Genomic DNA, 21,519 nt, shown 5'->3' with positions numbered 1-21,519 from the left:
TCAGGGCGTTGGCCGTCGAGACCAACGAAAACTGGATGGAGGCCAACCGATACATCAACATGGACGACCTGCGCGAGCACAAGAAGCTCGCTCTACGCCAAGCCGCATGACCAGCACCATGGCCGCCAAATTTTGCAGAACTTGACGCACACAACCTTGGCCCATGGCCTGCTCTGCCCTTTCCCTGCAAGATGACCACCACAATCCTGCAAGGAAACCCCATGCGAAAACTGATCTCCACCGGTTCTCCGTTCGAAAAGACCGCCGGCTATTCGCGTGCCGTGGTGCAGGGCGAATGGTGCTTCGTGTCCGGAACGACCGGCTACGACTATGCGACGATGACGATGCCGGAGACGGTGGAGGCGCAGACGCGCAATTGCCTGGCGACGATCGGCAAGGCGCTCAAGGATGGCGGCTTCGAGTTGGCTGACGTGGTGCGGGCGCATTACTACATCACCGACCAGGCCTTCGTGGACATCGTCTTCCCGATCCTCGGCGAGACGTTCGGCGACATCAGGCCGGCGGCGACGATGATCGTCTGCCAGCTCAACAGACCGGAGATGAAGATCGAGATCGAGGTGACGGCGCTGCGGCGCGCGGCATGAAAGTTCGACGATGAAGGTCCGTCGTATCGTTGTCAACATCGAGACATCGGATGTCGCCGCGGCGAAGCGTTTCTACCAGGATGTCCTCGGCCTCGATGTGCTGATGGACCTTGGCTGGATCGCCACCTATGGCTCGCAAGCAAAGATGGATGTCCAGGTCAGTTTCATGGCACAGGGCGGCTCCGGCACGCCGGTGCCCGACCTCTCCATCGAGGTCGACGATGTCGATGCGGCGCTCGATGCCATGAAGACCGCGGGCTTTGCCATCGAATACGGACCGGCCGACGAGCAATGGGGCGTGCGGCGCTTCTACGTCCGCGATCCGTTCGGCCGGCTGGTCAACATTCTCTCGCATCGGTGATGGCAAGGCGCTGCAATTTGCGGGAGGCCGGCGGGGCAGAGGGGGGCGCGAAGGATCGCAAACGAACGAGGTTGTCCTTGATCGCTGCGTTCCTCCTTGCGCACGGGCCGCTTGGCGTTTAGCAAAGCGCCGGTTCAAATCTTTCCAGGACGGTTTCTCCATGGCAACGAAGCATCTTTTCCTGCTCCCCGGTGACGGCATCGGTCCCGAGGCCATGGCCGAGGTCAAGAAACTGATCGCGGTCATGAACGACAAGCTCGGCAGCGGGTTTGCCACCGATGAGGGGCTGGTCGGCGGCTGCGCCTATGACGCGCATGGCGCGGCGATCTCCGATACCGACATGGAAAAGGCGATGGCGGCCGACGCGGTGCTGTTCGGCGCCGTGGGCGGTCCGAAATGGGATGCGGTGCCCTATGAGGTGCGCCCTGAAGCCGGCTTGCTGCGCCTGCGCAAGGACATGGAGCTGTTTGCCAATCTGCGTCCGGCCATCTGCTATCCGGCGCTGGCGGCGTCCTCCTCGCTCAAGCAGGAGGTGGTCGAGGGTCTCGACATTTTGATCGTGCGCGAGCTGACTGGCGGCGTCTATTTCGGCGAGCCCAAGCAGATCATCGATCTCGGCAACGGCCAGAAACGCGGCATCGACACGCAGGTCTACGACACCTTCGAGATCGAGCGCATTTCGGGCGTCGCCTTCGAATTGGCCCGGACGCGCAAGAACCACGTCACCTCGATGGAAAAGCGCAATGTGATGAAGTCGGGCGTGCTGTGGAACGAGGTCGTCACCCAGACCCACAAGGCGCGCTATTCCGACGTCAAGCTCGACCACATGCTGGCCGATGCCGGCGGCATGCAGCTGGTGCGCTGGCCAAAACAGTTCGACGTCATCGTCACCGACAATCTGTTCGGCGACATGCTGTCCGACATTGCCGCCATGCTGACCGGCTCGATCGGCATGCTGCCGTCGGCCTCGCTCGGCGCGCCTGATGTGAAGACCAAGAAGCGCAAGGCACTGTACGAACCGGTGCACGGCTCGGCGCCCGACATTGCCGGCAAGGGCATCGCCAACCCGATCGCCATGATCGCTTCCTTCGCCATGTGCCTGCGCTATTCCTTCGGGATGGTCGAGGAAGCCGACCGCGTCGAAAGCGCGATCGCCGCCGTGCTTGATCAGGGCTTGCGCACCAAAGACATCATGTCCGACGGCATGACCGAGGTCGGCACCGTCGAAATGGGCGACGCGATCATCGCCAAATTCCTGGGCTGATACCATGGCGGTCGACGTCCGCTGGGCGACGATCGAGGACGCCGCGGCACTCGCGGCCATATTGTGCGAGATGGCTGTTCACTACCGGCCGCCGCCTCTCGATGCCGACCGGGCCCTGTCTGCCGCACGCAAATGGCTTGGCGAGGAAAGCCCAGCCTATCCGCATTTCGCGCTGGCCTTCGTCGACGGCGAGGTCAGCGGCCTGGCGTCGGTGGCGATCGTGCATCCAGGTATCGATCTCGAACGGTTGCTGTTCCTGAAAGGCCTGTTCGTGTGCGAAAAAGCCCGCAACGCCGGCACCGGCCGGGCGCTGATCGGCTTTCTTGCTGATCATTGCCTCAGCCACGGCATCGGCCGCATCGACCTGACCACCGAGGACTGGAACGAGGGCGCACTGCGCTTCTACGGCGGGCTTGGCGCCGAGCGCCACGGCCAGAAGGTCTTCCTCAGGCTTTCGGGCGAGGCGCTGAAGGCGGCTAAACTCTGACGCCCGCCGGCATCCGCCCCCAGGGATTTTCGCCCAGCTGAGACGGCGCAAGCCCCAAGACCAGCAAGGCCACCGCGCCGATAGCCGGAATGTAGCCGAGCAGGACAAACCAGCCGCTCAGACCGACATCGTGCAAACGCCGCACGGTAAGCGCGGTCCATGGCAGGCCGAATGCCAAGACGAAGACAGCGGCGGGTAGGAATCCGATCGACGTCTTGCCCGCGTTGATGCCGAAACCGTTGACGGCCAGATTGACGAGTATCCCAAAGCCAAGAAGCGCCACCAGCACAAGATTAAAACATAGGCAAAAGGCCCAGAATTCCTTGCGGCGGGCGCGTCCGCTGAAATTGCTATAGTCCGCGATTATCGCGCGCCAGAAGTAAGCCCCCAGACCCGTGGAAGAGGCAGGCCCGCTCTCGGCGGAACGGCGGGGCTGCTGTGGCTGGCCCGCGCTCGACGATGGCGCGGTCGGGGTGACAGCGACGATATTGTGCGCCGTCCCGTCATCCGGCTGGAATTCTACGAGGGTGCCGCTGACGAGGGCTGCCCCCTGAGTCAGGTCGTTAGAGACGAAGAAGTAGCGCTTGCCGTCAACTCCGTTGATATAGCCGTAGTCCTGATCCTTGTCGTAGTGAAGCACCGCGCCCCGCATGCTTACCCCCATCTATGCTGCGATAGGCAATACTACCCAGGGTTGCTTACGATTGCAATATGCACGTCATAATTAAACCCCGACGTCCGCCGGCACCGGTCCCCACTGGTTTTCCCGGGCCTGTGTCGGGATCAGCGCGAAGACCAGGATGACCAGGCTGCCGATGGTCGGGATCAGCACCACCAGATAAAACCAGCCCGACAGGCCGATGTCATGAATGCGGCGAACCGTCATGCCGAGGCTGGGCAGCAATGTCGCCAGAACGAAGGTGCCGCAAAGGCCGACGGTTACCGCCGCCGATACGCTGCTGTCGAAATTGCCCATTTCGTTGTCGGCGAAAAGGCCGATGCCGCCGATGACAAGCAGCGAGACCACCCAGAACAGGAAAAAACCCCAATATTCCTTGCGGCGGGCACGCCCGGCGAAATTGAAATAGTTCTGCGTCACGCCACGCCAGAAGTAGCCCCAGAGATCGGTGGGCTCGGCTGGCTCGGAGGAGCGGCCGAAAGGCTGCGCGGGAGATGGGGCCGCTGCAGGCGGAACGGCGGCCCGGGCTTGTGGGGCCTTGATGCCGGGGTCGGCGGCAGTCGGAGCGGCGATCGAAAAAACATCGCGCGCCTGCCCGCCGCCTGGCTGGAATTCGACGACGGTACCGTTGGGCATGGCGGTTTCCCGGCGTAAACTCTCACGGGTGAAGGTGTAGCGGTTCCCGTCAGATCCGGTGATGAAGCCGAACCCCTGGTCGCCGTCATAGTGAAGCACTTCACCGCGCATAGGCCACCCCTCTTGCCACGTCCCGGCCTAAGGTGTGGCACAGGGCCGAGCCGATGGGCAATACCGGGCAGCACGGCTACCGTCTTGGCGGCAAATGAAGCATAAGACATCGAGTGCCAACCGCCTTCGACAGAAGCAGCCAATGACAGTCGAGAGTCCTGACAGTAAAGCCGCGATTGAAGACGGAAGGGAAAGAAAGCCTCCCAGGCTGGCCATCGACGCCACCGGCCTGACGTTCTGGCCGTCTGGCCAGGGACTTGTCGGCATCCCACGGGTGGAAAGCTTTCTCATCGGCGCGGCCCTGGCTGATCCTGACCCTTCCGTGGAGGTGGTGGCGTTCCGACCGTGGGAAGGCCGGTTTCGCCCCCTCGCTCCTTTCGAGCAAGACCATGTCGCGACTGGGGAGATTTCACCTTGGCGCCTCACACCATGGCCGGGGAGACGCATGGCGCTGGTGCGGGCCTTCGAGGCGGTGAGGCAACAGCCATGGGGCAAGCGCGACGCCGACCGCCATCTCGCCAAGACGGTGACCCATGGCCGCAAAGGCATTGCCTATCAGGCGACGAGGCTGCTGATCCGGGCCTATCGTCTGTACCAGCGGGCGCGGATCCGGTCGGCCCCGCGTCAGGATGTTCCAAGCCAACCGGCCGAGACTGAACGCCTTGTCTTGATCAGCCATCACATTCTGACCGGGGATGACCGAGCCGCCGTCTCGGGGCGCGCCGGTGGCCTCGCGTTCCTTTGCCACGACCTCATCCCGACACTGCGCCCCGACCTGGTTGGTATGAGCCATGGCGAGAGTCGTTTCGGGTCATATCTCGAGCACCTCGTGCGCTCCGGCGCGCCGGCATTTTGTGCATCCGACGAAGTTGGCGCGACGCTGACCGATCATATGCAACAGGCAGGCGTCACGCAGCCGGTAGTATACCGGTTTCCGATGCCTTCCATCCTGTACGAGACGGCTTCGCGCATGGGCGAGACTTCGCCCATCAAGGTCGCCGAGCCATTCGTGCTCTATTGTTCGACCATCGAAGTGCGCAAGAACCACATCCTGCTGGCACGGATCTGGCAGCAGGCGCTCGACGAGGGCGTCAAGCTGCCGCGGCTCGTCTGCGCCGGGCGCTGGGGCTGGATGATCGATCCGCTGCGCGCCTATCTCAAGGCCCATCCGAGACTACTCGAGCGGGTTGCGTTCACCGGAGCGATCAGCGATGAGGAGCTCATCCAATATTATCGCAGCGCTTCCTTCGGCGTCTTTCCCTCGCATATCGAGGGCTGGGGCTACGGCGCCTCGGAATGTCTCGATTTCGGCATTCCCGTCATCGTCTCGACCGCACCGTCGCTGATCGAGGCGAGCCGCGAGCTGATGCCGGCGGTCGATTCCAATGACCAGGCCGGCTGGTATGCGGCGATCCGCAAGATGGCGGAGGACCCGGATTGGCGCTCGTCGCTGACGGAACGCATCGCAAGGCAGCATCGCCCGACGCCGGCATCGGCCAGCTGGGCTGCCATCAAGGCTGGCCTGCAGGCAAGCGCGTCCCTCCGGCCAAAGTCCTAGGCGGGCCGCTTCTTCGCCTTCTTGTGCTTGGGCGCGCCGGTGGTGTCGAATTTCGGCTTGCCCGGCTTCTTCGCCCATGGCTTTGCCTCATGCGCGGCGGCCGGGCGCTGATCGACTGCTGCCGGTGCACGCTTCTCGAATTTGCGCTTCGGCGCGTTGGGGTCGAACGGCGCCTTGCCGCGATGCGGCTTCTTGTCGGGGCTTGGCGGCTGATAGCCGGCGCGCGACAGATCGGGCTGGCCGTCGAGCCGCTTCACCAGGATGTTGCCCTGCAGCTTGCGGTCGGGACCGATCGCGGCGAGGAAGCGGTCGGCCCAGTCGGCTGATATCTGCACATAGGTCTCTTCCGGCTGCATTTTGATCGCTCCGATCTCGCGCTTCGAGATGCTGCCGGTGCGGCACAGCATCGGGATCAGCCAGCGCGGCTCGGCATTCTGCCGGCGCCCGATCGACAGCGAGAACCAGACGCTGTCACCGAAATCGTCGCGGCGGCTGGGCGCCTCGTCGCGACGCGCGAAACCTTCGCCTGCCGGTCTTTCACGCGACGGCGTGAACGGCGCGATCTCCATGAGGTCCTCGGGGGCCGAGCGGCTGGCGCGGCACTGGCGCACGAAGGCAGCGGCCACCTGCTCGGCGCCATGCCTGGCGAGCAGCGCGTCGATGAAACCGCGCTCGTCTTCCTTCACCGGCTCGTCGAAAGCCGGATCGGCAAGGATGCGCTCGTCGTCGCGCCGCATCACATCGTCGGCCGAGGGCGGGCTCGCCCATGTTGCCTTGAGGCCGGCGTTCTGCAGCAGCCGTTCGGTGCGCTTGCGGGCGCTGTTGGGCACGATCAGCGCGCTGACGCCCTTGCGCCCGGCACGGCCGGTGCGGCCGCTGCGGTGCAGCAGCGTTTCGGGATTGGTCGGCAGGTCGGCGTGGATGACCAGTTCGAGATTGGGCAGGTCGATGCCGCGCGCCGCGACATCGGTGGCGATGCAAACCTTGGCGCGGCCGTCGCGCATCGCCTGCAAGGCATGGCTGCGCTCGTTCTGGCTGAGCTCGCCCGACAGCGCCACGACGGAGAAGTTGCGGTTGTTGAAGCGCGCGGTCAGATGATTGACGGCGGCACGCGTGTTGCAGAACACCAGCGCGTTCTTGGCTTCGTAATAGCGCAGCACGTTGATGATGGCGTTCTCGCGGTCGGGCTGGGCGACGCTCAGCGCCCGGTACTCGATGTCGAGATGCTGCTTCTCCTCGCCGGCGGCCGAAATGCGCACCGCATCGCGCTGATAGCCCTGGGCGAGCGTGGCGATCGAGCGCGGCACCGTGGCCGAGAACATCAGCGTCCGGCGTTCGGCCGGAGCGGCGTCGAGGATGAATTCGAGGTCTTCGCGAAAGCCCAGATCGAGCATCTCGTCGGCCTCGTCGAGCACCACCGCCTTCAGCGCCGACATGTCGAGCGAGCGCCGGGTGATGTGGTCGCGCAGCCGGCCGGGCGTGCCGACGACGATATGGGCGCCGCGCTCCAGCACACGCCGCTCCGAGCGCATGTCCATGCCGCCGACGCAGGACGCCACGGTTGCGCCGGTCAGCTCGTAGAGCCATTCCAGCTCGCGCGTCACCTGCAAGGCGAGTTCGCGCGTCGGCGCCACCGCCAGCGCCAGCGGTGCCGCGGCGTGGCCAAAGCGCTCCGCGCCCCCAAGCAGGGTCGGCGCCAGAGCGAGGCCGAAGGCCACCGTCTTGCCGGAGCCTGTCTGCGCCGAAACCAGCGCATCGGCCTCGCCGAGCTCGGGCGCCACGACCGCCTTCTGGACGGGCGTCAGCTCGGAATAGCCGCGTTTCTCCAGCGCCCTGGCAAGCGCTGGAACAAGTGCTTCGAAGTTGGACATCTCACTCTTTCGGAATTTTAGGGTCCGCGCTCATCACGGAGCACATGCCGGGGCGGGCCTAGCGCCAGCCAAACAATCTTGGCCGTTCGTACTTCGCGCAGCCGCGATTGTACAGGGCGCGCGCAAAACCAGGCGCCGCTCGGCAATTGACTCTTGACGCAAACCGCGTAAAAGCCGGCACCGAACGGGACAGTTTCGATGCGCGGCCTTTTGGTGGCTCTTCTTGCATTCGATGCCCCCAGCCTCAATGCACATCATTGGGCCGGGCGCGTCGGCGCGTCTCCTCGTTCCAGCAAAACTATGGCCAAAACCACCACCAAAACGGTGTGATTCCCTTGGCCTAACCACCCTCTCCCGGGTCCGGCCCGGGGGACGGAACCCGCACCGGCCAGCGGGTTTCTCCAAAAACCAAGCGGAGAGGGACAGGAGATTTTTCGATGAGTTTCAAGGTAGCGATCGTCGGCGCCACGGGCAATGTGGGCCGGGAAATGCTCAACATACTGGAAGAGCGTGGCTTTCCGGTAAGCGAAGTCGTGGCGCTGGCGTCGCGGCGCAGCCAGGGCACGGAAGTGTCGTTCGGCGACCGCACGCTGAAGGTGAAGACGCTCGATCAGTACGATTTTTCCGACACCGACATCTGCATCATGTCGGCTGGCGGCAGCGTCTCCAAGGAATGGTCGCCGAAGATCGGCAAGCAGGGCTGCGTCGTCATCGATAATTCGTCGGCCTTCCGCTACGACCAGGACGTGCCGCTGATCGTGCCGGAAGTGAACCCGGACGCGATCTCGCTGTTCACGCGCAAGAACATCATCGCCAATCCGAACTGCTCGACGGCGCAGCTGGTGGTGGCGCTGAAGCCGCTGCACGACTTCGCCACCATCAAGCGCGTCGTCGTCGCCACCTATCAATCGGTATCGGGCGCCGGCAAGGAAGGCATGGACGAACTCTTTACCCAGACCCGCGCGGTCTTCGTCGCCGATGGGGTCGAGGTCAAGAAGTTCACCAAGCGCATCGCCTTCAACGTCATCCCGCATATCGACGTCTTCCTCGACGACGGCTCCACCAAGGAAGAGTGGAAGATGGTCGCCGAGACCAAGAAGATGCTCGACCCCAAGATCAAGCTGACGGCGACCTGCGTGCGCGTGCCGGTGTTCATCGGCCATTCGGAAGCGGTCAACATCGAGTTCGAAAAGCCGATCACCGCCGACGAGGCGCGCGACATCCTGCGTGAGGCGCCGGGCTGCCAGGTCTTGGACAAGCGCGAGGACGGCGGCTACATCACGCCGCTGGAATCGGCCGGCGAGGACGCCACCTTCATCTCGCGCATCCGTGAGGATTCGACCATCGACAACGGCCTGTCGATGTGGATCGTCTCCGACAATCTGCGCAAGGGCGCGGCGCTCAATGCGGTACAGATCGCCGAGCTTTTGGTCGAGCGCGGCCTGATCCAGCCGAAGAAGAAGGCGGCTTGATTTTCGCTCACGGGCCGTATCGCCGCTGCCGCGGCGGGCCCTCCGCGGGGGCGCCGGACGACCGGCGGCCCGCGGTCGCGGGCTCGGCCTTCCGCCGTTAGCTTTCTTCTCCCCGTCACTATACGGGGAGAAGGTGCCGGCAGGCGGATGAGGGGCAGCACCGGCTTTACGTCCGATTGGCCGCCGCCAACCTTTCCAACAGCTCCAGCGCTTCCTCCGCCCTGTCGGCCGGGACGAACAGATGGTCGTGGTAGAAGGCCGAGACCGGATTGACGCCCATGCCGGCGGCGGCCAGGCGCGTGGTGATGGCGGCGAGGAAGCCGACGGCTTCCAGCGACGAATGGATGTTCAGCGTCAGCATCCGGCAGCGGAACGAAGCGGTCAGTGCCGCGGCGCTGGCCGCCTCCTCGGTCACGATCAGTGTCACGCCCTCGCGCTCGCGAAACACCATCACCGGCTCAACGCCTTCCGGCTGAGGGACGCCGGGTGCCAGCGTGACGAATACATAGGCGCCGGCGAGCAGCTCCGGTGTCATCGATGCCAGCAGTGTCTTCAGATCGGTTTCGCCGGCCATGTTTGCTCTTTTCTCGACTGGAGACGCGGACAGCGGCCCGGAGCTCCTCAGTATGCGCGTCCATCGACCGCCGATAGCCTGCAAGGACGACATGGCGATGTCGCTGACGGCCGGGCTCGCCGGCCTGTCGTATCGCACTATCGCTTTGATTTGACGCAATCCCCAAGGGGAAACCGTCTCACACCTTTCCTGGGATTGCTCTAGAGACGCTGAGGGCCGATGCCGGTCCGTGAAAGGCCTTCGATGATCGTTCGCCCGCGCCCCACATTCCTGCAGCTGTTCTTCATCATGCGCGGTTCGGTCGTGCCACGCATCCTGCCGCAGATATTGGGCTTCGCGCTTTATTCAGCGATCATCCTGGCCGTGGCGCGCCGGTTCCAGCTTGATTTCAGCGTCTTCAACATCACGCCTTTCGGCTTGGTCGGCGTGACATTGTCGATCTATCTCTCGTTCCGCAACAACGCCGCCTATGACCGTTGGTGGGAGGCGCGCAAGCTGTGGGGCGCGCTGGTCTTCGAAATGCGCAATCTGGCCCGCGCCACCACCAGCCTCATCCCGGACCAGACCGAACAGCGCGCCTTGCTGATGGAAGCGCTCGCCTTCTGTCATTTCCTGCGCGGGCAGTTGCGCAAGATCGACAGCATGAAGGAAGCCCGTGCCTTCATCGACGCCGAGGCGGACAAGGCAGCAGCCTTTTCCAATCCGGCCGACGAGATGGTCAGGCGCATGGGCCGGCGTGCCAATGCGCAGCGCCGGGCGGGCGACGTCGACACGATCGGATTTCGTATCCTCGATGAGAGGCTCGCGTCGATCGCCGCCATCCAGGCCGGCTGCGAGCGGATCGCCGGTACGCCCTTGCCCTTCGCCTACACGCTGCTGGTGCATCGCACGGCCTATATCGTCTGCCTGCTGCTGCCGATCGGCCTGATCTCGACCACCGGTTGGGCGACGCCGCTGTTCACGGCGTTGATCGCCTATACTTTCTTCGGCCTCGACGCGCTGTCGGAAGAGCTCGAGGATCCGTTCGGCACCGAAGCCAACGACCTTGCACTCGACGGCCTCTGCCGTGTCTGCGAAATCTCGGTGTTCGAAGCGCTGGGCGAAACGCCGCCGAAGATGATTCCGGCGGAAAAGTTCTATTTTTCGTAGGCGAAGGCGCGCCGGCTTAAAAGAATCCGCCCCGCTGTCGGATCGCGGCCCCATGCCACGTCCTTGGTTCGACCCCAGCGAAAAGGGCTCGAACCACCAGGAGGGACCATCATGAGCATTTCCGAAGCTGCGCCCGTATCGCCGGGCGCTTTGTGGACTGGCCGCGCGCTCAGCGGCGTCATCGTGCTGTTCATGATCTTCGACGGCGCCATCAAGCTGCCGCCGCTCGACATCGTCACCCAGACGATGGTGCCGCTCGGCTGGCCGGCCGATGCCAATGTCGCGCGCATGCTTGGCGTCATCGGCCTGATCTCGACCGCGCTCTACGCCTTGCCGCGCACCGCGGTGCTCGGCGCCATCCTGCTCACCGCCTATATGGGCGGCGCCATCGCCACCAATGTCCGCGTCGACAACCCGCTGTTCTCGCACATGCTGTTCGGCGTCTATCTCGGCATTATCCTGTGGGGTGGCCTGTATCTGCGCGATGCCAAGGTCCGCGCGCTGATCCCGTTCAGCCGATAGATCCGATCGAAGCATCGCTTTCAACTCTAAGCCTGGAACCCTTTGCCGGGCAATGTCTTAGGGATCGAATCGCCGAGTTGCGAGTTAGAGATTCGCTTGGCGGCGGAGGCGGCTCCTATCGGAGAGGAACGACGATGAAGAAAACGATGCTTTTGATGGCGCTGCTGGTGCCGCTCGCCGCTTGTTCGCAAACGGAAAAAGGCGCGGCCGTAGGCGGCCTCGGTGGCGCTGCCGTCGGTGCGGCGGTCGCTGGCGATCCGGTTCAAGGCGCCGTCGTCGGTGGTGCTGTCGGCGCCGTTGCCGGTGCGCTGATCGGCCGGGCAAGCGAGAGCGGTGAATGCCGCTATCGCGATCGCCGGGGCCGCGTCTACATCGACCGCTGCCCGAGCGGTTATTGATCGGCAGCTCTTACAGACAGAACCGGACAGCAAAACGGCGGGCCTTGGCCCGCCGTTTCCTGGATGCGATAGGGCAATACTTATTCGGCGGTGGCGGCTTCTGCCTCGGCCGGTGCAGCAGCGGCGGCCGCAGCAGCAGCGGCGTCTTCCTGCGCCTTCTTCAAGAGCGAAGCGCGTTCCTGCGCCTTCTTGCCCGGCTCGGCCTTCTTCGGGTTGGAGCGGGCGTCGCGCTTGACGAGGCCAGCCTCGTCGAGGAAGCGCAGCACGCGGTCGGTCGGCTGGGCGCCATGCGCCAGCCAATGCTTGACGCGGTCGGCGTCGACCTTGACGCGTTCGCCGTCCTTGGGCAGCAGCGGGTTCCACGAGCCGATCGACTCGATGAACCGGCCGTCACGCGGCGAACGGGCATCGGCAATGACGACGTGGTAGTAAGGACGCTTCTTTGAGCCCGCACGGGCCAGTCGGATCTTCAAGGGCATTTCTTTTCTCCTAAAACTAAGTTCGTTGATTGGGTTTCAGTTGGTTTTCGTCACGCCGTTGGAAGCGGAAGCGGCGATCTGTTCGTGGTGGCGGATCACTTCGCGGACGACGAAGTTGAGGAATTTTTCCGCGAAATCCGGGTCGAGATGGGCATCCTTCGCCAGCTGGCGAAGCCGGGCGATCTGCTGCTGCTCGCGTGCCGGGTCGGCCGGCGGCAGGCCATGCGTTGCCTTCAGCACGCCAACCGCCTTGGTGCAGCGGAAGCGCTCGGCCAGCATGTGGATGAGAGCCGCGTCGATGTTGTCGATCGAGGCGCGGTAATCGGCCAGGAGGGCGCGGGCGTCGGCCATGTCCTTTTCTTCGTTCATGGCGTCCTCACTTCTTCTTGCCAAGGCCGGGCAGGCCGCCGCCCATTCCGGGCAAACCGGGCAGCTTCATGCCGCCGGGAAGGCCAGGCATGCCACTGGGCAGTCCGGGCAGGCCACCGCCGCCGGGAAGGCCTTTCATGCCACCGCCAAGGCCGGCTGCCTGTGCCTGCTTCTGCAAGGCTTCGAGCTGCTTGGGGTCCATCTTCGACAGGTCCGGCATGCCACCCATGCCCCCGGGGCCGCCCGGCATCATGCCGCCGAGGCCCATCTTGGAGGCGAGGCCGCCCATCATGCCGCGCATCAGGCCGCCGCCTTTGCCCTTGCCGCCCATCGCCTTCATCATGTCGGCCATGCCGCGATGCATCTTGAGCAGCTTGTTGATTTCGGCCGCGTCGGTGCCGGAACCGGCGGCGATGCGCTTCTTGCGAGAATGCTTGAGCAAATCGGGATTGGCGCGCTCTGCCTTGGTCATCGACGAGATGATGGCGAGCTGGCGGCCGAACATCTTGTCGTCGAGACCGGCGGCGGCCATCTGGTCCTTCATCTTGCCCATGCCGGGCATCATGCCCATGATGCCCCCCATGCCGCCCATTTTCGACATCTGCTGAAGCTGGCCGGCAAGGTCGTTCAGGTCGAACTTGCCCGACTGCATCTTCTTGGCCATCGCCGCCGCCTGTTCGGCGTCGATGTTTTCGGCGGCCTTTTCGACGAGCGAGACAATGTCGCCCATACCGAGGATGCGGTCGGCGATGCGCTTGGGGTGGAATTCCTCCAGCCCGTCCATCTTTTCGCCGGTGCCGATCAGCTTGATCGGCTTGCCGGTAACGGCGCGCATGGAGAGTGCAGCACCACCGCGGCCATCGCCGTCCATGCGGGTCAGCACGAGGCCGGTGATGCCGACGCGCTCGTCGAAGCTCTTGGCGAGGTTGACGGCGTCCTGGCCGGTCAGCGAATCGGCGACCAGCAGGATTTCATGCGGGCTCGACACCTTCTTGATGTCGGCCATCTCGACCATCAGCGGCTCGTCGATATGGGTGCGGCCGGCAGTGTCGAGGATGACGATGTCGTGGCCGCCGAGCCTGGCCGCCTGCACGGCGCGGCGGGCGATGTCGACCGGCGACTGGCCGTCGATGATCGGCAGCGTGGCGACCTTGACCTGTTCGCCAAGCTGGCGAAGCTGCTCCTGCGCGGCGGGGCGCCGCGTGTCGAGCGAGGCCATCAGGACCTTCTTGTTCTGACGCTCGGAAAGACGCTTGGCGATCTTGGCCGAAGTGGTCGTCTTGCCGGAACCCTGCAGGCCGACCATCAAGATGACGACCGGCGCCGGGGCATTGAGATCGATGGCGACGCCTTCAGCGCCGAGCATGTCGACCAGTTCGTCATGAACGATCTTGACGACCATCTGGCCGGGCTTGATCGACTTGACCACGGCAGCGCCGACGGCCTTCTCGCGCACCTTGTCGGTGAAGGAGCGCACCACTTCCAGCGCAACGTCGGCCTCGAGCAGCGCACGGCGCACCTCGCGCAGCGCCGCCGAGACATCAGCCTCCGACAGCGCGCCGCGGCCGGTGAGGCCGTTCAGGATCGAACCAAGACGTTCCTGTAGCGATTCAAACATTCGTTTTCCTTTTCCCTGGCACCCGGATGGTGCCCGAGAGGTAATGCGTTCGCGCCCAGTGTCCAACCAAAAGCCAAAACCAAAAAGCACCCGGGGGCGCTCAGCGCTGCCGGGTGTTGGCCTCCAGGATCGATTTACAGCACTTCACCTCAAAGAGGTTTCGGCGTCCTGGTCGGCTTGCTCGGAGGGATACTCGTCGCGGAATTCGGGGCGTGTAGACAGGAAATCGGATGCGGAGTCAAGACAAAGACCGGATTGCGTCGTTCCCGGGCCTGCAATCAGGCCGTGCTCGCCCGGTCCGGAAGCTCGGCGGCGACCTTGAGCGGCGAACGCGGATGTAGAAGCAGCACGACGGTCAGCAGGCTGCAGGCAATGCCGATGAAGGCAATGAGAACCGCATCCGACGTCGCCCAGCCCGGTCCTTCGAGCGGCCTGGCGTTGAACAGGGCGAAGGAATTGTAGCTTTCCTGATGCGAGATCAGCAGAAAACCGGTCAGGTTGTTGCCGAGGTGAGCACCCAGGGCGGCGCCGAGATTGCCGGTTGCGTAAACCACAAGCGTCAGCAGCAGCGCGAAAGCGGCGATCGACGCCAGCACACAGGCGTTGATCGCGGCCGAGGAATTCGCGCTCCAATGCAGCGAGGTGAACAGCAAAGCCGGCAACAGCGCCCAGACGAACGGGCTCTTGAACCGGCTGGCGAGGCCGCGCAGCAGGTAGCCGCGAAACAGCAGCTCTTCCGACGAGGTCTGCAACAAGGTGAGCGCGGCGATCGGGATCGCGAACAGCAACCAGGATGATAGGCCGATCGGGCCGCGCGCGATCTGCGGCTGCAAGAGATAGAGCAGGACCTCGGATATGAACGATGTGATCAGCACCGCGGTCAGCCCCTTGAGGAAGCCGGACCATGAAACACGTCGGCTGTTGCCGAGCAGCGCCGACAGCTTCTCGCCATGCACCCAGCGCATCGCGACCCACAGGCCGATCCAGATGCCGGCGAACGAAACGAGTGCGGTGAGGATGCCAAGGGGCGAAGCGAGGAAACCCTGCATGCCGGATGATGTGGCCGCCTGCCAGGCGAAGAAGGCATAGGTGCCGCCGACCAGCACGGCCACGGTGGTTGCTGCCCAAAAAAGGACGACGATCCCCGTTCCGAGCAACAGGCGCGGCAAGGTCGTCCTGACGTTCGGCGAATGCCTGTAACGCTCGAAGGCGGCCGGATCGATGGTCACGCGAGCTCCTTTGCCAAAGTCATCGCCTTATTGAGTAACCGATGGCCGGAAAATCGGAATCGTTTTCCGCAAAGGACAACGCTCAGAGCAGCGTTAGCGCAGGAGAGGCGACGCGCTGCGGTGCCGCCTGCTGGCGGCCGCCGCAGTCGCAGCGGCCGCTTGTGCCAATTGTCGTCAGCGCACGACGTACATGATGCGCCGCGTCTGCGGATCGATCAGCGCTGGCTGGCCGTTCACATAGACATAGCGGTAGTTGTAATCCGGAATTTCGCGCAGCTCGACGGTGTCGGGCAAGGTCGCGCCGGTCACCACCTCGCCGTCGAGATAGACGGGGTCGAGGCGATGCGTATCGACATAGGTTCTGATTTCGGGCGGGGGTGGCGGGAAGGCGTCCTCGACCGGTTCACCGGCAACGATCGCGCCGGTATAGTCGGTCGAGTAGTTGCCGATGTCTTCCGGCGGCGAGACGACGGCAACGCTGGAGCGCCGTTCCGTCAGCACCACCCGGCTGCCGCCAATATCGGCTGTCACATAGTCGGAATAGACCCAGCCCTGGCCGCCGGCCTCGGCTATAGTGCACCATTTGCTGTTTTCGATGCAGCCATTGAGCGTTGCCGACTGGCCGGCGGTGAGCACGCCGATAACAGGGTATTGCGGGCCGGGTCCGGCGCGCACGTTAAGGTCGGTGACGGCTGAGACGGCGGTATCGGCAAACGCGGCGCCCGACATCACGGTCAGCATTCCGGCGACCGCCGGAAACAACAGGGATTTCATGGTTTCTCTCCGTTTTCATGGACCCTCGCCAGCAAAAACGGGGCAGCGGCCTACGCGTTCCCGCTAAAGCGTCTGCGCCAACTCACGATTTGTTCCCTGTTCTCCAGGCAAATCGGTCAGAAGTTCGTGAACGAATTCCAATTTCCGCGCCGTGACGTCCGAAATGACGAAGGGATAGAGGTCGGGCAGGCCCATGCAGCGGTTGATTGAATTGGAGGCTTCCGACAGCACCAGCCATCGGGCAAGGATCTTTTCGAAAGGCTCCGGCGCGGTCGCCGGCTCCGAGGGTGCCGCCTGCAATTCGCCGCCGGTGTCGCCGCGCGGCAAGTCGTTGGCCTCCACCGTCTCCAGCCGGCCGAGCGGAAAGTTCAGTGCGTGCACCATTTCCAGCGTGTCGGTGATGTGCAGGTGGTGGGCCCAGGTCTCGGCCCAGTCCTCCCAAGGATGCGAGGTCGCATAGGCCGAGATGTGGCCTTGCTGCCAGTCGGGCGGCGCACCATTGGCATAATAGGCCTTCAGCGCCTGTTCGTAATCGGCGCGGTCATCGCCGAACAGTGCGCGGAAAGCTTCGAGCCTTTGCGGATCGTCGCGGATCAGGCGGTCCCAGTAATAGTGGCCGAGCTCATGGCGGAAATGGCCGAGCAAGGTTCGATAGTTCTCGCCCATCTCGACGCGCCGCTTCTCGCGCTCGGCCGAATCCGCCTCGGCGACGTTGAGCGTGATCAGGCCATTGTCGTGGCCGGTCAGAATCCGCTCGCCGCCGGGACCGCCGCCGATCGGATCGGCGAGGAAGTCGAACGCCAGGCCGATCTCGTCGGCGGGGTTCTGCTTGGGGGCCACCGGCAGCCCGAAGGCCAGCAGCGAGTAGATGGCGCGCTTCTTCGCCGCTTCGACACGGATCCAGCGACGGCGGTTGCCGTCGACGGAGAGATCCGGGATCAGCTGGTTCAGCACGCAGGCGCGGCAAAAGGCGTGACCCGGTTCCGCCATCCAGTTGCAGGCGCATTCGTCGGCGTTGGTGCACTGGAAGACGCCGTCGACGCCCGCCAGCGCAAAGCGCGCGTGCTCGGGATCGTAGAGCACGGGGTTCCCGCAGTTCAGGCACTGGGCGTTCTCGAAATAGATGCGATGGCCGCAATGCGGGCAGTCGAAAAGTTTCATGTCGGTCTCAATTCACCGGAGGTGACACAGATGTTCACGGCGGCCCGTGCCCAACGCGGACAGCCGCGCGGCGTTCCACATTTTCCTGAAGCTATTTGGCCGCAAGCTGGGCGACAACCTGTCTTGCCACCGCTTCGCCCGACAGGCGTGCGCCGCCGCAGGTCTGCATCAGCGGACCGGCCAGGTGCTCGCCGGCGAAGAAGATCTTATCGGCCACCGGCTGCATGAGTGCCGCGCGCGCCAGTGAACGGCCGGGGCGAGCGACGGCGTATGCGCCGCGTACGAAGCGCTCGCCGCCCCAATTGGTCATCATGGCGCGTCCGACATGCTTGCGCGTATCGCCGCCGAAGATGCCGCACAGCCGGTCGACGACGAAGTCGATGCCGGCCGCCTCGCCGGCCGCCGACATCTCCCAGGCGAAATCGCCGCCGACGAAACCGACCATCAGGTCAAGATCGAACGGGAAGCACAGGAAATAGATGTCGTGCCTGGCCATCCGTTCGATCAGCAGGTCGTCGAAGGGCTGCAGCCCGAGCCTTGTGCCCGATATTTCGACCGGCAATTTGGTCAACATGCCCATCGGCAGGTCGAAGAAGGCGCCGAAATGCGTGTCGGGCAGGGCCGGCGAGAACGCGATCTCTTCGAAGGCGAGCACCGCCGGCGAAGCCGTGACGACCACCGCTTTGGCGCGGACGGTGCCGCGATCGGTGACGCAGGCGATGCCGGGCACGTCCCACAGGATCTTGCGCACCGGCGTCGACAGTTCGACCGGCACGCCGGCGCCGAAACGCGCCACCAGCGCGCCAAGGCCCTCCTTGCTGAAGTAGTTCGGGTCGAGATCGGCAGCGGCCTGGAAGTCCAGTATCGAGATTTCGTCCTCGTCGGCACCGAAATCCATCGGCCCGGCGAAGGTGGCGGCGGCGCGCGGGGCATGGCCTTTGGCCAACAGCGCCGAAAGACGATCGTCATCTCCGTCCTTCACTTCATGCCTGGCCAGCAGTTCGAACAGCTTTGCGTCGGCGGCCTTCATGTCGGCTTCTTCCGCTTCACTCGCCTTGCGCTCGCGGTAGTAGAGATGATCGACGTTCATGTCGTGATGATGCAACGTCCAGCCTGCTGCCTGGGCTTCGGGAAAATATGGATTGCGGTCGGCGGCATGCAGCCAGGCGCAGCCGATGTCGAAAGGCACGCCGAAATGCTGGTCGCTGGTCCAGGCGCGGCCGCCGATGCGGTCCATTGCTTCGAGCAGCGTGAAGGAAAGGCCCGCCGCCTGCAGCGTCCTGGCGGCGGCAAGACCCGCCGAACCGGCGCCGATGATGACGACATCAACGTCTTGCATGGAGCACCCCTGCCACAATAATCACTTGATCGTAGGCAAATTCCACGGCATTCGCCAGCATTGCAGCGGTGACAGTGACAAGTGCGCGTTTCGCTGGCAAGTTCGCAATTGGGACGTGATTCAGGCAACCAGGAGAACAACATGGCATTTCTTGCCAAGGGAAAGATGTTTGCAGCGGCCGTGGTGGCGGTGCTTGCGCTGGCGACGGGCGCACAGGCGGCGGCCAGCTGCGGCAAGACCGGCGCCGGCTTCGAGGCCTGGAAGCAGGACTTTGCCGCGCAGGCCAGGTCGGAAGGTGTAGGCGCCAAGGGGCTGGCCGCTCTGGCCGGGGCAAACTACGCGACAAAGACGATCTCCGTCGACCGCGGCATTCACAAGGCCTTCAGCGGCTCGGTGGACGATTTCATGCGGCGTCGTGGTGGCGCAGCGATTATTTCCAAGGGCCGGTCGCTGAAAAAGTCGAATGCCGCGCTCTTCTCCAAGATCGAAGCGAATTACGGCGTGTCGCCGGGCGTGTTGCTCGCCATCTGGGGTATGGAAACCGGCTTCGGTTCGGCCATGGGCAACCAGAACACCGTCTCTGCCATTTTGACGCTTGCCTATGATTGCCGCCGCCCGGGGTTCTTCTACCCGCATGCCATCGCAGCCCTGAAGCTGGTCGATCGCGGGGCGTTGACAGCCTCGTCGGTCGGGGCCGCGCATGGCGAGATCGGACACACGCAGTTCCTGCCAGGAAACGTCCTGAAATATGGCGTCGGCGGCGGAAACCTGCGCGACAAGAGCACGGCGCTGGCTTCCACCGCCAACTTCCTCAAGGGTCATGGCTGGCAGGCGGGCGCGAGCGCGAGCGCGAATATGGGGGCAATTGCCGGCTGGAATTCCGCGAGCGTCTATCAGCAGGCCATCGCCCGCATTGCCACGGCGATCGACGGCGATTGACGGATCATACCCGGGGCAGAAGGCCCCGGCCATTTTTGACTTGCTCGAAAACCCGGCGCGAAATGCCGGGTTTTTATCGGATTTCGAGCGTGTAGGAGCAGCCGGCCAGGGTCTTGCCGGGGTGAGACTCGACGGTCGAGACGTTGAGCTTGACGTCCGTGGAGAAGGTCAGTCCTTCCGACTCTTCGGTGCTTTGGACAACGACCTTCTCGCCAAGGAATTTTTGCGGCGTGGAAAAAACGGCCATGACGTTGAGTTCTTTGGCTAGCTCCGGCGCGGCAACGCCGTCGAGCACGGCCATCGGCCCCGCAGCCGTAAACACGATCGATCCTGTCTCGCGGTTGAACACGCGGATTTTGGCCGGCAGTTCGTATTGGCTGAGAAACGGATTGCCCGAGGCAACCTCCTTCCAGCCAAGCGTTTCAACGGCACCCGGTGCGCTGGACAGCCACAGGGCAAAGTCGTTGTAGGTCGGAACGTCCGCCCTGCACTCGATCAGTGCGGGAAGGTCGAGAGAGGCGGGGTCGAACTCCTGGCTGGCCGCCGGCGTCGCCAGAACAACCAGCGGCGCCAGGCAGCGACCGAAACCGCGCATCCGCGCTACTTGGTGCGGCTGCGCGCGGCCAGCGTCCTGAGCCGCAGCGCATTGAGGCGGATGAAGCCGGCGGCGTCCTTCTGGTCGTAGGCGCCGCGGTCGTCCTCGAAGGTGACCAGCGCATCCGAATAGAGCGTCTTCTTCGACTTGCGGCCGGTGACCATGACATTGCCCTTGTAGAGCTTGAGGCGCACCGTGCCCTCGACGTCTTCCTGGCTCTTGTCGATCATCGCCTGCAGCATCAGCCGTTCGGGCGCGAACCAGAAGCCATTGTAGATCAGCTCGGCGTAGCGCGGCATGAACTCGTCCTTGAGGTGGGCGGCACCCCGGTCGAGCGTGATCGATTCGATGGCGCGATGCGCGACGATCAGGATAGCGCCGCCTGGCGTTTCGTAGACGCCGCGCGACTTCATGCCGACGAAGCGGTTCTCGACCAGGTCGAGCCGGCCGATGCCGTTGTCGCGGCCAAGATCGTTGAGCGCCGCCAGCATGGTCGCCGGCGACAGCTTCTTGCCGTTCAGCGCGATCGGATCGCCCTTCAGGAACTCGATCTCGATCTCGGTGACGGTATCAGGCGCATCCATCGGAGAAACGGTGCGCTGGTGGACGAATTCGGGCGGCTCCACCCACGGGTCTTCCAGCACTTTGCCCTCGGAGGACGAATGCAAAAGGTTGGCGTCGACCGAGAACGGTGCGTCGCCCTTCTTGTCCTTCGGCACCGGGATCTGGTGCTGTTCGGCGAAATTGATCAGGTCGGTGCGCGACTTGAACGACCAGTCGCGCCACGGCGCGATGACCTTGATGTCGGGGTTCAGTGCGTAAGCCGAAAGCTCGAAGCGAACCTGATCGTTGCCCTTGCCTGTGGCGCCATGCGCGATCGCGTCGGCGCCGGTTTCCCTGGCGATCTCGACCAGATGCTTGGAGATCAGCGGCCGTGCGATCGAGGTGCCGAGCAGATAGGTGCCTTCGTAGACGGTGTTGGCGCGGAACATCGGGAAGACGAAGTCGGCGACGAATTCTTCACGCACGTCAACGACGCGGATGTCCTTGATGCCCATCATCTCGGCCTTGCGACGGGCCGGCTCGAGTTCGCCGCCCTGGCCAAGATCGGCGGTGAAAGTCACGACTTCGGCGCCGAGTTCAGTCTGCAGCCATTTCAGGATGATGGATGTGTCGAGGCCGCCGGAATAGGCGAGCACGACCTTCTTGACGTCTTTGGCCTTGGACATTTCTACTCCGTCGGTGACGGACGCCCCAGCGAGGCGTCACGGATTGCCGGAGGGCCTTTTAGCAGGAACGGCAGAGCGAGCAAGCACGCGTGCGTGCATG

At 64.0% G+C, this 21,519-nt stretch carries 23 protein-coding genes; 10 read left to right on the top strand and 13 right to left on the bottom strand.

The window, feature by feature from the left end:
• Window positions 1-221 precede the first annotated feature (221 nt).
• From EOA16_RS31295 to EOA16_RS31280, 4 genes are all read left to right on the top strand, one after another.
• Window positions 222-605, top strand: coding sequence for a RidA family protein (locus EOA16_RS31295; RefSeq protein ID WP_127261581.1), 384 nt, complete (start codon window positions 222-224; stop codon window positions 603-605).
• A gap of 10 nt (window positions 606-615) precedes the next feature.
• Window positions 616-966 (top strand): VOC family protein, encoded by a 351-nt coding sequence (locus EOA16_RS31290; RefSeq protein ID WP_127261580.1) that lies wholly within the window; start codon window positions 616-618, stop codon window positions 964-966.
• Between the two features lie 160 nt (window positions 967-1,126).
• Window positions 1,127-2,230, top strand: coding sequence for a 3-isopropylmalate dehydrogenase (leuB, locus tag EOA16_RS31285; RefSeq protein ID WP_127261579.1), 1,104 nt, complete (start codon window positions 1,127-1,129; stop codon window positions 2,228-2,230).
• 4 nt (window positions 2,231-2,234) lie between these two features.
• Entirely contained in the window at window positions 2,235-2,717 is a 483-nt protein-coding gene (locus tag EOA16_RS31280; RefSeq protein ID WP_127261578.1) for a GNAT family N-acetyltransferase, read from the top strand.
• Here the strand turns inward: EOA16_RS31280 and EOA16_RS31275 are convergent.
• Window positions 2,707-3,369: a DUF805 domain-containing protein gene (locus tag EOA16_RS31275; protein ID WP_127261577.1), complete on the bottom strand. Its 663-nt coding sequence runs from the start codon at window positions 3,367-3,369 to the stop codon at window positions 2,707-2,709. The two genes, EOA16_RS31280 and EOA16_RS31275, sit on opposite strands and share 11 nt — an antisense overlap.
• Window positions 3,370-3,441: 72 nt before the next feature.
• Entirely contained in the window at window positions 3,442-4,143 is a 702-nt protein-coding gene (locus EOA16_RS31270; protein WP_127261576.1) for a DUF805 domain-containing protein, read from the bottom strand.
• Window positions 4,144-4,588: 445 nt separating this feature from the next.
• On the opposite strand from EOA16_RS31270, the gene EOA16_RS31265 reads away from it, so the two are divergent.
• Window positions 4,589-5,701: a glycosyltransferase gene (locus EOA16_RS31265; RefSeq protein ID WP_245456068.1), complete on the top strand. Its 1,113-nt coding sequence runs from the start codon at window positions 4,589-4,591 to the stop codon at window positions 5,699-5,701.
• Here EOA16_RS31265 and EOA16_RS31260 read toward each other — a convergent pair.
• Window positions 5,698-7,572, bottom strand: coding sequence for a DEAD/DEAH box helicase (locus tag EOA16_RS31260; RefSeq protein WP_127261574.1), 1,875 nt, complete (start codon window positions 7,570-7,572; stop codon window positions 5,698-5,700). The two genes, EOA16_RS31265 and EOA16_RS31260, sit on opposite strands and share 4 nt — an antisense overlap.
• A 437-nt stretch (window positions 7,573-8,009) precedes the next feature.
• Between EOA16_RS31260 and EOA16_RS31255 the strand changes: the two genes are divergently transcribed.
• Window positions 8,010-9,044: an aspartate-semialdehyde dehydrogenase gene (locus EOA16_RS31255; protein WP_023814446.1), complete on the top strand. Its 1,035-nt coding sequence runs from the start codon at window positions 8,010-8,012 to the stop codon at window positions 9,042-9,044.
• A 166-nt stretch (window positions 9,045-9,210) separates the two neighbouring features.
• Here the strand turns inward: EOA16_RS31255 and EOA16_RS31250 are convergent, their stop codons facing one another.
• Window positions 9,211-9,618: an ACT domain-containing protein gene (locus tag EOA16_RS31250; protein ID WP_127261573.1), complete on the bottom strand. Its 408-nt coding sequence runs from the start codon at window positions 9,616-9,618 to the stop codon at window positions 9,211-9,213.
• Window positions 9,619-9,861: 243 nt separating this feature from the next.
• On the opposite strand from EOA16_RS31250, the gene EOA16_RS31245 reads away from it, so the two are divergent.
• The 3 genes from EOA16_RS31245 to EOA16_RS31235 all read left to right on the top strand — a co-directional run bounded on the left by EOA16_RS31245 (window position 9,862) and on the right by EOA16_RS31235 (window position 11,687).
• Entirely contained in the window at window positions 9,862-10,767 is a 906-nt protein-coding gene (locus EOA16_RS31245) for a bestrophin family ion channel (RefSeq protein WP_127261572.1), read from the top strand.
• Between the two features lie 111 nt (window positions 10,768-10,878).
• Window positions 10,879-11,289, top strand: coding sequence for a DoxX family protein (locus EOA16_RS31240; RefSeq protein WP_127261571.1), 411 nt, complete (start codon window positions 10,879-10,881; stop codon window positions 11,287-11,289).
• A 134-nt stretch (window positions 11,290-11,423) separates the two neighbouring features.
• Complete coding sequence (locus EOA16_RS31235) at window positions 11,424-11,687, top strand: YMGG-like glycine zipper-containing protein (RefSeq protein ID WP_127261570.1); 264 nt, start codon at window positions 11,424-11,426, stop codon at window positions 11,685-11,687.
• A gap of 80 nt (window positions 11,688-11,767) precedes the next feature.
• On the opposite strand, the gene rpsP is transcribed toward EOA16_RS31235, so the two are convergent.
• From rpsP to EOA16_RS31200, 7 genes are all read right to left on the bottom strand, one after another.
• A complete protein-coding gene (rpsP, locus tag EOA16_RS31230; RefSeq protein ID WP_127261569.1) occupies window positions 11,768-12,166 on the bottom strand; it encodes a 30S ribosomal protein S16 in 399 nt (132 codons plus the stop codon).
• 36 nt (window positions 12,167-12,202) lie between these two features.
• Entirely contained in the window at window positions 12,203-12,535 is a 333-nt protein-coding gene (locus EOA16_RS31225; RefSeq protein ID WP_127261568.1) for a chorismate mutase, read from the bottom strand.
• A 7-nt stretch (window positions 12,536-12,542) separates the two neighbouring features.
• On the bottom strand, window positions 12,543-14,153 hold the full coding sequence (gene ffh / locus EOA16_RS31220; protein ID WP_127261567.1) for a signal recognition particle protein: 1,611 nt from the start codon (window positions 14,151-14,153) through the stop codon (window positions 12,543-12,545).
• 278 nt (window positions 14,154-14,431) lie between these two features.
• Window positions 14,432-15,382, bottom strand: coding sequence for a type II CAAX endopeptidase family protein (locus EOA16_RS31215; protein ID WP_127261566.1), 951 nt, complete (start codon window positions 15,380-15,382; stop codon window positions 14,432-14,434).
• A 174-nt stretch (window positions 15,383-15,556) separates the two neighbouring features.
• Complete coding sequence (locus EOA16_RS31210) at window positions 15,557-16,156, bottom strand: DUF1236 domain-containing protein (protein WP_127261565.1); 600 nt, start codon at window positions 16,154-16,156, stop codon at window positions 15,557-15,559.
• 63 nt (window positions 16,157-16,219) lie between these two features.
• Window positions 16,220-17,317: a putative zinc-binding metallopeptidase gene (locus tag EOA16_RS31205; RefSeq protein ID WP_127261564.1), complete on the bottom strand. Its 1,098-nt coding sequence runs from the start codon at window positions 17,315-17,317 to the stop codon at window positions 16,220-16,222.
• A gap of 91 nt (window positions 17,318-17,408) precedes the next feature.
• Window positions 17,409-18,656 (bottom strand): NAD(P)/FAD-dependent oxidoreductase, encoded by a 1,248-nt coding sequence (locus tag EOA16_RS31200; protein WP_127261563.1) that lies wholly within the window; start codon window positions 18,654-18,656, stop codon window positions 17,409-17,411.
• 141 nt (window positions 18,657-18,797) lie between these two features.
• Between EOA16_RS31200 and EOA16_RS31195 the strand changes: the two genes are divergently transcribed.
• Window positions 18,798-19,595, top strand: coding sequence for a lytic transglycosylase domain-containing protein (locus tag EOA16_RS31195; RefSeq protein ID WP_127261562.1), 798 nt, complete (start codon window positions 18,798-18,800; stop codon window positions 19,593-19,595).
• A gap of 73 nt (window positions 19,596-19,668) precedes the next feature.
• On the opposite strand, the gene EOA16_RS31190 is transcribed toward EOA16_RS31195, so the two are convergent.
• Together EOA16_RS31190 and EOA16_RS31185 are read right to left on the bottom strand one after the other, a co-directional pair.
• Complete coding sequence (locus EOA16_RS31190) at window positions 19,669-20,190, bottom strand: hypothetical protein (protein WP_127261561.1); 522 nt, start codon at window positions 20,188-20,190, stop codon at window positions 19,669-19,671.
• Between the two features lie 5 nt (window positions 20,191-20,195).
• Window positions 20,196-21,419: an argininosuccinate synthase gene (locus tag EOA16_RS31185; protein ID WP_127261560.1), complete on the bottom strand. Its 1,224-nt coding sequence runs from the start codon at window positions 21,417-21,419 to the stop codon at window positions 20,196-20,198.
• Window positions 21,420-21,519 lie beyond the last annotated feature (100 nt).

This window comes from Mesorhizobium sp. M7A.F.Ca.US.008.03.1.1, assembly GCF_003997495.1.
In the GTDB taxonomy this organism is placed as follows: domain Bacteria; phylum Pseudomonadota; class Alphaproteobacteria; order Rhizobiales; family Rhizobiaceae; genus Mesorhizobium.
Note: the sequence above shows the minus strand (reverse complement) of the source record. Positions and strands in the feature narration are given on the sequence as shown.